The sequence below is a fragment of the Shewanella sp. SM95 genome, from assembly GCF_025653595.1.
Lineage (GTDB): Bacteria > Pseudomonadota > Gammaproteobacteria > Enterobacterales > Shewanellaceae > Shewanella > Shewanella oncorhynchi.
In genome coordinates, this window is sequence record NZ_JAKKSE010000027.1 from 14,298 (window position 1) to 23,725 (window position 9,428).

General features: G+C 45.1%; 10 protein-coding genes. 5 read left to right on the forward strand and 5 right to left on the reverse strand.

The features are described 5' to 3' along the window. Positions 1 to 29: 29 nt before the first annotated feature. Positions 30 to 1,028 carry a cytochrome-c peroxidase gene (locus L5M29_RS20635; protein WP_263169812.1) on the reverse strand — a complete coding sequence of 333 codons (999 nt, stop codon included), beginning with the start codon at positions 1,026 to 1,028 and terminating at the stop codon, positions 30 to 32. Positions 1,029 to 1,497: 469 nt separating this feature from the next. On the opposite strand from L5M29_RS20635, the gene L5M29_RS20640 reads away from it, so the two are divergent. Both L5M29_RS20640 and L5M29_RS20645 read left to right on the forward strand, forming a co-directional pair. Then, entirely contained in the window at positions 1,498 to 2,370 is an 873-nt protein-coding gene (locus L5M29_RS20640; RefSeq protein WP_263169815.1) for a 6-carboxytetrahydropterin synthase, read from the forward strand. A gap of 298 nt (positions 2,371 to 2,668) precedes the next feature. Beyond that, positions 2,669 to 3,607, forward strand: coding sequence for a M23 family metallopeptidase (locus L5M29_RS20645; protein ID WP_411569050.1), 939 nt, complete (start codon positions 2,669 to 2,671; stop codon positions 3,605 to 3,607). A gap of 154 nt (positions 3,608 to 3,761) precedes the next feature. Here the strand turns inward: L5M29_RS20645 and L5M29_RS20650 are convergent, their stop codons facing one another. The 3 genes from L5M29_RS20650 to L5M29_RS20660 all read right to left on the reverse strand — a co-directional run bounded on the left by L5M29_RS20650 (position 3,762) and on the right by L5M29_RS20660 (position 5,685). Further along, positions 3,762 to 4,022 carry a DUF5062 family protein gene (locus tag L5M29_RS20650; protein ID WP_006081993.1) on the reverse strand — a complete coding sequence of 87 codons (261 nt, stop codon included), beginning with the start codon at positions 4,020 to 4,022 and terminating at the stop codon, positions 3,762 to 3,764. 292 nt (positions 4,023 to 4,314) lie between these two features. Continuing rightward, positions 4,315 to 4,998: a VOC family protein gene (locus tag L5M29_RS20655; protein ID WP_263169818.1), complete on the reverse strand. Its 684-nt coding sequence runs from the start codon at positions 4,996 to 4,998 to the stop codon at positions 4,315 to 4,317. A gap of 174 nt (positions 4,999 to 5,172) precedes the next feature. Continuing rightward, positions 5,173 to 5,685 carry a murein L,D-transpeptidase family protein gene (locus L5M29_RS20660; protein WP_028759690.1) on the reverse strand — a complete coding sequence of 171 codons (513 nt, stop codon included), beginning with the start codon at positions 5,683 to 5,685 and terminating at the stop codon, positions 5,173 to 5,175. A 172-nt stretch (positions 5,686 to 5,857) separates the two neighbouring features. On the opposite strand from L5M29_RS20660, the gene L5M29_RS20665 reads away from it, so the two are divergent. Further along, positions 5,858 to 6,715: an ion transporter gene (locus tag L5M29_RS20665; RefSeq protein ID WP_028759691.1), complete on the forward strand. Its 858-nt coding sequence runs from the start codon at positions 5,858 to 5,860 to the stop codon at positions 6,713 to 6,715. Positions 6,716 to 6,759: 44 nt separating this feature from the next. Next, a complete protein-coding gene (locus tag L5M29_RS20670) occupies positions 6,760 to 8,301 on the forward strand; it encodes an MATE family efflux transporter (protein ID WP_263169820.1) in 1,542 nt (513 codons plus the stop codon). Positions 8,302 to 8,545: 244 nt separating this feature from the next. Here L5M29_RS20670 and L5M29_RS20675 read toward each other — a convergent pair whose 3' ends face one another. After that, complete coding sequence (locus L5M29_RS20675) at positions 8,546 to 8,743, reverse strand: DUF2986 domain-containing protein (RefSeq protein ID WP_028759693.1); 198 nt, start codon at positions 8,741 to 8,743, stop codon at positions 8,546 to 8,548. A gap of 338 nt (positions 8,744 to 9,081) precedes the next feature. Between L5M29_RS20675 and yqfB the strand changes: the two genes are divergently transcribed. Then, positions 9,082 to 9,399, forward strand: a complete 318-nt coding sequence (yqfB, locus tag L5M29_RS20680; protein ID WP_263169822.1) for a N(4)-acetylcytidine aminohydrolase — start codon at positions 9,082 to 9,084, stop codon at positions 9,397 to 9,399. Positions 9,400 to 9,428: the final 29 nt, after the last annotated feature.

A 9,428-nucleotide genomic window follows, 5' to 3' on the forward strand; every position in this document is an offset into this window, starting at 1 on the left:
ACTTCTTAGTCAGTGACTCGTTGCCTATGTTAGTTATTGGAACTAAATGGCACAGGACGTGGCGTATCTTTATTCGATGGTGGCAAAATAGGTAGCGTGATTTGCGGCTGTTCGCCCGTTAAGGACTCAAGGAAGGCGACCATTTCTTTCACTTCTTGGTCAGAGAGTTTTTGTCCTAATTGAATGTCTGCCATGGTATTCACCGCTTCTTCCAAGGTCCAGACGCTGCCATCATGGAAGTAGGGGTAGGTGAGTTCAATATTGCGTAGTGTCGGCACTTTAAACACATATTTATCAGCGTCTTTACCTGTGACGCCCTTACGACCTTCTGCTGGGTTATTGGTGTGGAACGGTTTGATGAGTCCCATTTTCATATACATGGTTCCACCGACAGCGGGGCCGTTATGGCAACTCACGCAGCCTTTATCCTTGAAGAGTTGGTAACCCGCTTTGGCATTTGCGCTGATGGCCTCTTGCTTGCCCAGAAGATATTGATCGAAGGGGCTATTAGGGGTGACTAAGGTTTTTTCAAAGGTGGCAATCGCATCGGTTAAACGGTCAATTGTGACTTTTTCATCGCCATAGACCTTGGCGAAGTGTGCTCGGTAGGCGGGCATAGAGGCGATAGTTTCAGTTGCGAGTTCATGGGTAAAGCCCATCTCTTTTGGGTTGGCGATAGGGCCTGCGGCTTGTTCTTTCAAATCACTGGCACGACCGTCCCAAAATTGAGCCAGCATAAAGTCGGCATTAAGCACTGTGGGCGAGTTAATTGGGCCTTCCTGCCAATGATGACCAATGGACGTTGGCAGAGCATCGACACCACCAGTGGATAAATTATGGCAAGAGTTACAAGAGATAAAACCAGATTTAGACAGTCTGGGTTCGAAGAACAGCATTTTACCTAATTCAACTTTTTCAGGCTCAGTGATCTTGGCTGCTGTAATGACTTCGATGGGTTCTGCACTGATAGCATGGGTACTGGCTAACATACCTGCGATGAAAATGGCGATAGATGTAAGTTTAGTCATCTTATTTCTCCCTATATAACCTTGGTTTTTGTATGGTTTAACAGGGATGCTAGCGGTTAATAATGCTGAGTGATAATGCTTTGTTTCGATTGGGTCTATCGCTGTTGCGGATTAAGCTTTTGCGATCTAATTCGCTGTTTTTACGTTGATATTTTGCTAGGTTGAGTGGTATTTCTGTTAAGGTTTTATCTGTTAATCGGCAAGGTCGATGCATTGTTGCTTTCTGCCTATCGGTACCTGATGGTTGCAATGAGTCGAATTGCTGGATTTTAGAAAACCTGATACAAACATCTGATACAAAATATTGGGCCGAGTGGATTCATTTGTCGCGACAATAGACGGAATTGATTAGAATCTCCATTCATGTTGAGTTAACTCGTGTTGAGTGCCTCAAGTTAGCATGCTCGGCCATCGCCAAGCGGTGCTATAAAATTATATAGGTGGACTGTTTTTCTGCCGAGGAGCGTTAATGCAATTGTTTGTCAAAGATTTAACTGTGATCGATTTTTCCTATTTGTGCCCAAAGCGCGCCATGGTGGGGGAGAGTTGGATTGTTGATGTTCTGCTAGAGGGCGGATTAGACGAGCAAAACATGGTACTCGATTTTGCTAAAGTCAAACGTACGATCAAGCAGACCATAGATGCGGTGGCCGATCATCGTTTATTAGTGCCTACGGCCTGCAGCAGTGTGCGATGGCAACAGCAGGGTGATAGAGTATGGATGGATTTTGATAGTCAGTTAGGTGAAATTCATTTGGCCTGTCCTTCACAAGCCTTTGCCTTAGTGCCGACCGAAGAGATTGATATTCCCAGTGTGAATGCCTTTTTACAGAAAGCATTGCGCGAAGCTTTACCTAAGAATGTCGAAGGGATCACGCTCACCTTGAGACACGAAATTCTCGATACGCCTTATTACCATTACAGCCATGGTTTACGTAAACACGATGGTAATTGTCAGCGTATCGCCCATGGGCATCGTAGTCCTATTCACGTTTATGAAAATGGCAGTCCAGCACCTAAGTGGGATGAGTATTGGGCCAAACGTTGGCACGATATTTATTTAGGCAGTGAAGAGGACTTGGTTTCAGTTAAGACCCTTAATCTTTCGCCGCAAACGCGGATAACCGATGACAGCCACTATGGCTTTCATTACCAAGCCCCTCAAGGGGATTTCCAATTGGCAATGCCAAAGGAATGCTGTGATTTAATTCCCCACGACACGACGGTTGAGTTGTTAGCCGATTATATTGCCACGACATTAGTCGCTAAAGTGCCAGGAAGTCAGTTTAAAGTGGTGGCGTTTGAAGGTGTTGGCAAGGGCGCGATTGTCGTTAAGGGATAGGCACTACGAGCTGATATAAGTGAATGGACTTAAACTATTCACCTTTTAATCACGGATTTAATAGGCCTCGGTAGATTATCGGGGCTTTTTTGTTTGTTTTTAGCATAGGCTGAACTGAGATTACGACAGGGATGTGGGTTTGCAGAATCGATTTTTATGGTGCGTTAGGTTAACGTGGCATTGATTGAATTCGGCTGCGTTTTGTGTCGCGATGAATGTATTGAGTGGGTCTTGATCCCTATTGCCCCTCGATAAGGATTTTTTGAAGATGTTGGAAACTAGGATATTGGAAACTAAGATGCTGGAAAATAATAAGATGTTGGGAAATAAAGTATCGCAATTTTTATCTCACGGTGGAGCCCCCCTAAGTTCAAATCCAGTGCGCTGCTTATCGGCATTATTCACTTTGGGCCTAGTGCTCATTGCGCCTCAGGTACAAGCTGAGGTGAGTTTACAGGGTAAGTTAGAGCAAGGCGCATTAATGCGGGGTCAAGCGCCAGCGGGCACTCAGATTAGCTTAAATGGTGAAGCCATCAAGGTCACGCCTGACGGTCATTTTGCCTTTGGTTTTGATCGCGACGGTGAATTGAGCCAGCAGCTAACCTTGGTTTATCCCGATGGTTTGACTGAGGTTAAGCCTTTAACCTTAACCAAGCGAGAGTACGATATTCAAAGTGTAAAGGGCATTAGCTCGAAGATTATGAAGCCCGATCCCGTCGCGCAGGAAAGAGCGGCGAAAGACACGGCGCAGGTGAAAGCGGCACGGGCAACATTTAGTGAGCAAACTGCATTTTTACAGGCGTTTATTTGGCCGCTGACGGGGCGTATTTCAGGGGTTTATGGTAGCCAACGTATTTATAACGATGTACTCGGTAATCCACACTTTGGGGTGGATGTGGCGGCGAAAACCGGCACTGTAGTGGTCGCCCCTGCCGATGGTGTTATTAGTCTTTCTGTGCCTGACATGTTTTATTCGGGCGGGACTATGGTGATCGACCATGGTTATGGCGTGAGTTCGAGTTTTTTGCACTTGAGTAAGCTGTACGTCAACGCGGGTGAAGCGGTTAAGCAAGGCCAAGCTGTTGCAGAGGTGGGCGCAACAGGCCGTGCAAATGGCCCACACTTAGATTGGCGAGTGAACTGGTATCAAATGCGCCTCGACCCTACAACCATAGTGCCGCCAATGGCAACAGTGCTAGCGAATGAGAAAGCCAACAAAGCGGCCAAAAAGGGCTAGGTTCGATATCCAGTTCTGGCTCACTTAAATGGCGCAATGATGCGCCATTTAATGGTGTTCCTTATCGTGAACACTTAGTGAGTTGGCTTCTTTTTAGGCTAGCTTCAAATGTCTGCTTGCCAATAATCATTTTTAACCGAGTCGTCTAAAAAGATTACTTCAACAGTGGATGATCAGCTGGCAGTTGGCGGGTGATCCATAAAATCAGTTTGTGTTTCATGTTTGGCCCATCTTCTTTATCTTTGGCCAGTGGCTGAATCAAGTTGTCGGTGACCAATAAACGGTAAATACATTCCACTTTGTCTTTAGGTGAGATGCCTTTGTCAAAGTCCGCATATCCGCGTTTTTTGGCATAGCCCACGCCGATTTCCATGGCGAACTTCAATATTTGTGCTTCGTTCTTGTGTGGCTTCATTGGCGATCCTCTGTTTGCACATAGCATCCATCTACTGGACACGATAATTTGTGCCTGATGGCATCTGCGAGTTATACGTCCTAAGTTACGCTAAATATGCTGTTTTTTAGATTTAATTTTGGCGATTTTTGACAAAACTACCAAAAAACTGACCTAAAAATAACGAGAATATTGAATCTGATTAAATTGTCATCAACTCAGATGTTAACTCAGGTACTGTCGTAGGTTTTAGCTAAGGCAAGTGCCGATGAAAATCTAAGCTCAGTTTTATCTGCTTGAGTTTAAGTCTGACTTAACATTCAGATACTTGTTCGCTCGCGATGACCGCTTTTATGCCATGGGGATGCACTTTAATGCACACATTGCCGCGTTTAAAGGCGATAGTTGGATTGGCTAAACGTTCTTTATCGCCTTTTGGCGAGCTCATCTTGACCTTAATCTCAGCAAGGGATGGCAAGTCTGGTAATCTTGACTGCTCTGATTCAGCTGTCTGCTCAGATTGCGGCAATGGACTCAGTCCTAGGTTGAGTAAAGGGCGGAGTGTTGGACATAAGACCAGTAAATCTTGGCTCAAGGTATCGCAATCTTTAGCTTTAGAATCAATAACTAATTCTATGTGCTCCCAGCCTTCCTGTGGATAAACTTTATCACTAGGATAGGGAAGCTCGACGCAGGCAATGCTAAATTGACCGAGTGTGAGTGGCGTGTCTAGCTCGATGATCAGAATCGTACGGCCATTGATGATGTTGTCTGAAATGATTTTACCTATGCGGCTAAAGGCGTCGCGCAGGGCATCGGCACTGGCGATGGAATTGACGCGCAGCGCGACATGGTCGCAAACCAGTGCTTTATCTGCTAAGTCTAAGGTTTCAAGCAAGGCTAAAATCTGTGCTTCGAAGGCGGGCCAGCCTTGGATTAATTGCTCATAGCTGAGGTTTGCACTGTGCGGCGCAACAGGCTCGTTGAATTTAGGCATAAATACTCCAAGGCATTTCTATTGGCGTTAGTTTTATCCCTTAAGTAAATGACCGAGACTATTACAACTAACATCATGCTTTAAAAGGTTAAATAAAAACGCCCATTAAGCTGGGCGTGTTTGATATCGTTCAATTATCTATTTGGCATTTTGCCATCTGGATATTGGCTAAGATTACGGCCAAATCTCAATTGGTGTTCCTTCATCGACCACTTTCCACACTTCATCCATTTCGGCGTTGGTAATCGCGATACAGCCGTCAGTCCAGTTGTATTGCTGGGCTTGTTCTGGCGGCAATGAAGACTTAGGGTTTTGGCCGTGGATCATGATCATGCCTCCGGGTCTAATGCCTAAGGCTTTGGCTCTGAGTTTATCCTCTTCATTAGGATAGGAAATATGGATCGATTTATAATAAGCACTATCAGGCTTTTTATAATCTAGGGTATAACGCCCCTGTGGTGTGCGTTGATCGCCTTCCTTTAATTTGTGTCCAGCGGGTAGGTCACCCATGGCGATGCGATATTGTTTGAGCACTTTGCCATCGCGTAATAAAGCCATACTGGATTCGGATTTAGTGATCACCACCAGATCCACTTTACCCATGCCAGAGGCATGTAATTCGGGTGAAACGAGAGCCGCGATAGTCACAGTGAGAGATGTCAATGTGGAAAGTAGGGTGGCGCGCATGGAGTCCTCGAAAATAAACACAGGTTGTTGGCTTTTTTCGGCATCATACCGCAATTTTATCCTACTGTGAGTAGATAATTTTGAGCTAGGTGCAATTGCATGGCAGACTCGTGGCATATTTATGCTGTAATCCCTGTGTTAGTCAGTTTGTTGCAAGGAAGTAAAAGCTTTTATGTCTGAGAATATCGAATCCGAAAGTCCGTTAAAACGTCAATTACGTACCATTATTTTTGGCACTGATACTCCCGCTGGCCGCTATTTTGATATCGCCCTCATGGTGTGTATTGTGTTGAGTGTCGGCTTAGTGTTCCTCGACACAGTAGAGATATTCCATCGCGAATACGGCCAGCTTATTTCTGTGTTGGAATGGGTATTTACCATTATTTTTACGATTGAATATGGCCTACGTTTGTACTGCGCGACTCATCCTGTGTTATATGCTCGCAGCTTTTATGGTTTAGTGGATTTGTTATCGGTATTGCCAAGTTATCTGGCGTTGCTGATCCCTGGTGCTAACTTTACCTTAGTTATCCGGATACTTAGGCTGTTTAGGATTTTCCGCGTACTCAAATTACTGCGTTATTTGAGTGAAGGAAATGTTCTACTTAGGGCGATGATGCAGTCGAGTCGTAAGGTTTTTTTGTTTTTCTTCTCGGTCAGTTTGATCGTTATGGTACTGAGTTCAGTAATGTATGTGGTTGAAGGGCCTGATAATGGTTTCAGTTCAATCCCTAAATCTGTGTACTGGACAATTGTGACTATTACTACAGTCGGTTACGGCGACATTACCCCTAAAACCGGATTAGGTCAGGCGATTGCGGCTTTTACTATGCTGATTGGTTACTCGATTATCGCAATCCCAACGGGGATTTTAACTGCCGAGATATCCCAAGAAGTAGGGCGTCATCGAGATTTACGCTCGTGCAATCAATGCCATAAGACAGGTCATGATATTGATGCCATGTATTGTAGTCGTTGTGGATGTGAGCTAGATAGCCTAGATGTGCCCGTTGATAAAGGCGTTTCATGATGACTTCGGCGAACACTTTTTATTTTTGTAGGTAAAAGACACGTATGACGCAAGCCAAGTTTGTTGAAGGCCCCATATTACGCCATATCTTAGTGATGAGTTCGACCGCCGCGGTAGGGATTTCTGCCTTATTTGTCGTGGATTTACTGGATATCTTTTTCCTGAGCCTATTGGGAGAGCATGAACTTGCGGCGGCTGTGGGCTATGCGGGGAGTATTTCGTTTTTTACCACATCGATTGGAATTGGTTTATCGATTGCATTAGGGGCTTTAGTGTCTCGCTCGATTGGCGCAAAAGAGGTGGTGTTGGCAAAGCGTTTATTACTCAATAGCGCGGTTGTGACGACACTGATCAGTGTGCTGGTGGCGGCTGTGGTCACCACCTTTATTCCTGAGCTAGTTGCCTTAGTCGGCGCGAGTGGTCATACGGCAGAACTTGCTGCGAGCTATTTGTATATTCTCGTGCCTTCCTTGCCTTTTATCTGTCTTGCAATGGCGCTCGGCGGGGCTTTGCGCGCCGTGGGTGATGCAAAGTTATCTATGATGTCGACCTTAGCGGGGGGCGGCGTTAATGCTGTACTCGATCCGATTTTTATCTTCATGTTCGCCATGGGGATTGAAGGTGCTGCATTGGCATCCGTTTTAGCGCGGGTGGCGGTATTTGTGATTGCCGCTCGCGGTGTGGTGGTTAAGCATAAGTTGTTAGGCCATTTTGATAAGGCACATTTTGTCGCCGATCTTAAGCCCATCTTTGCCATTGCAGGCCCTGCGATGTTAACCAATGTGGCAACTCCCATCGGAAATGCCTTTGTGACCCGAGCGATCGCCGATTTCGGTGACGCTTATGTGGCAGGTTGGGCAGTATTAGGGCGTTTAATCCCTGTGGCCTTTGGGATGATCTTTGCACTCTCTGGCGCGATTGGACCTATTGTTGGGCAAAACTTTGGCGCAGGTCAGTTTGACCGAGTACGTGAGAGTTTAACGCGGGCGATTCAGTTTTGTACTGTGTATGTGCTGGTAATGTCTTTGTTGCTGTTTATGCTTAAGTCACATTTGGTCAGTGTGTTTGATATGAAGGGCAATAGCGCTGATCTTATTCACTTTTTCTGCAGTTATATTGCGGTATTCTTTATCTTTTCGGGGATTTTATTCGTGGCGAATGCGTCCTTTAATAATCTTGGCAAGGCCAAATATTCCACGCTATTTAACGTAGGTAAAGCCACTTTAGGCACTGTGCCTTTTGTGTATTTTGGTGCACTTTGGGGCGGTGTTTACGGTGTATTGATTGGGCAAATTTTAGGGTCTATTTTGTTTGGTACATTAGGTGTGTGGGTTGCCTATCGTTTAGTGGATAAAGTGGCGGCGCAGGCACAGTTTTCAGCCGCGCCTAATCTTGATGCTGCGAATGCTATCCCCCGCAATGTCGTACTGAGTGAGGAAGAGGAAATCGCTAATTGTGTTGCACAGAACTTACCGAGTGCGACCAATCCGCTTTCATCCTCTTGCGTGCAGATGGCGCAATTAACGGAGGAGCAAGAGAATGAGCCCGTATTGCCCTATTTAGACGAGGGGAAAAAGCCTAATTGACGTTATGTGGCTTAGCTGCGCCATGTAGAAGCTGTGGGCAAGAACGCAGATAAAAATGAGCTCTTAATAATGAGGAGCAGTCAGAAAGCTGCTAATGATAGGAATGCTGAAAAACAAAATGCCACAAGATTGCTTGTGGCATTTTGTTTGAAACGGCGTTTGCACTTCATTTAATTAAGCTAACAATGCCAAAATACGCCGGCTAAAAGACTATTCTGCTGAACTTCTTATTCTTCGTTACTGCTTATTCTTCAATACTTGGCGTGTCTTGTTGGCCTTCGACTTGTTCAGTCGCGGCTTCTGATGCCGCCATTTTTGCGCGATCAGCCTTAGAGATGTAACCTGATTTTGCAGGTGAGCCGATAGTCACTGGGTCGACTTTATTCAGTCTGGCCTTAGCGCGTTTAGCTATTTTCTTGATGATCTTTTGTTTCTTGTTCATGACGTCTCTAATTTCGTTTCGCACCCGCTACGCGCAGGAATATGAGGCCAAGGGCTCAATTGAGGCGGGATTCTAACTCAATCTGAGCGAACTGACCATGTTTTGCTGAATTTTGTCGAAAACAACGGCTACTCTTTGGGAACTAGTTTTGCTATATGGCGTTAGCATAACAATTTGACTCAAACGGTACTGTTAGTATTTCACACGACAAATGCTGCAAATTCTGCGGTATAGGCTGTCAGTGTGGATCAAAAGCCATTATATTGCCTAGCATTATGAGTTTGAAAAATTGACTCTACTGTTCTTTTATTGCTCATATCCTGAGCCGAGGAAGATGTGTGTTATTAACTAAAATCACTTTTTTTGAGCGCTTTGAGCACGATATATTAAGTGGCACTAAAACCATTACATTGCGTGATGAAACGGAATCCCATGTGATTGCAGGTCAAACGCTTCCCGTTTCAACCTTCGAAACTGACCGCTGGTTTTGTGATATCCATATTATTGATGTCGTGCCAGTGACCTTAACTGGGCTCTCAGACATTCATGCTAAGCAAGAGAATATGACGTTGCCGCAGCTACGTAATGTGATTGCAGAAATTTATCCCGGTCTTGAGCAATTGTTTATGATCCAGTTTAGGGTTTTACCGCAGTAAAAGTATAGAGCGTAATTCGTAAAATAAAA

What these genes read in the sequence shown, in the direction of transcription:
- L5M29_RS20635 (WP_263169812.1), bottom strand. Translation starts at nt 1,028, where the DNA reads ATGACTAAACTTACATCTATCGCCATTTTCATCGCAGGTATGTTAGCC.
- L5M29_RS20640 (WP_263169815.1), top strand. Translation starts at nt 1,498, where the DNA reads ATGCAATTGTTTGTCAAAGATTTAACTGTGATCGATTTTTCCTATTTG.
- L5M29_RS20645 (WP_411569050.1), top strand. Translation starts at nt 2,669, where the DNA reads ATGCTGGAAAATAATAAGATGTTGGGAAATAAAGTATCGCAATTTTTA.
- L5M29_RS20650 (WP_006081993.1), bottom strand. Translation starts at nt 4,022, where the DNA reads ATGAAGCCACACAAGAACGAAGCACAAATATTGAAGTTCGCCATGGAA.
- L5M29_RS20655 (WP_263169818.1), bottom strand. Translation starts at nt 4,998, where the DNA reads ATGCCTAAATTCAACGAGCCTGTTGCGCCGCACAGTGCAAACCTCAGC.
- L5M29_RS20660 (WP_028759690.1), bottom strand. Translation starts at nt 5,685, where the DNA reads ATGCGCGCCACCCTACTTTCCACATTGACATCTCTCACTGTGACTATC.
- L5M29_RS20665 (WP_028759691.1), top strand. Translation starts at nt 5,858, where the DNA reads ATGTCTGAGAATATCGAATCCGAAAGTCCGTTAAAACGTCAATTACGT.
- L5M29_RS20670 (WP_263169820.1), top strand. Translation starts at nt 6,760, where the DNA reads ATGACGCAAGCCAAGTTTGTTGAAGGCCCCATATTACGCCATATCTTA.
- L5M29_RS20675 (WP_028759693.1), bottom strand. Translation starts at nt 8,743, where the DNA reads ATGAACAAGAAACAAAAGATCATCAAGAAAATAGCTAAACGCGCTAAG.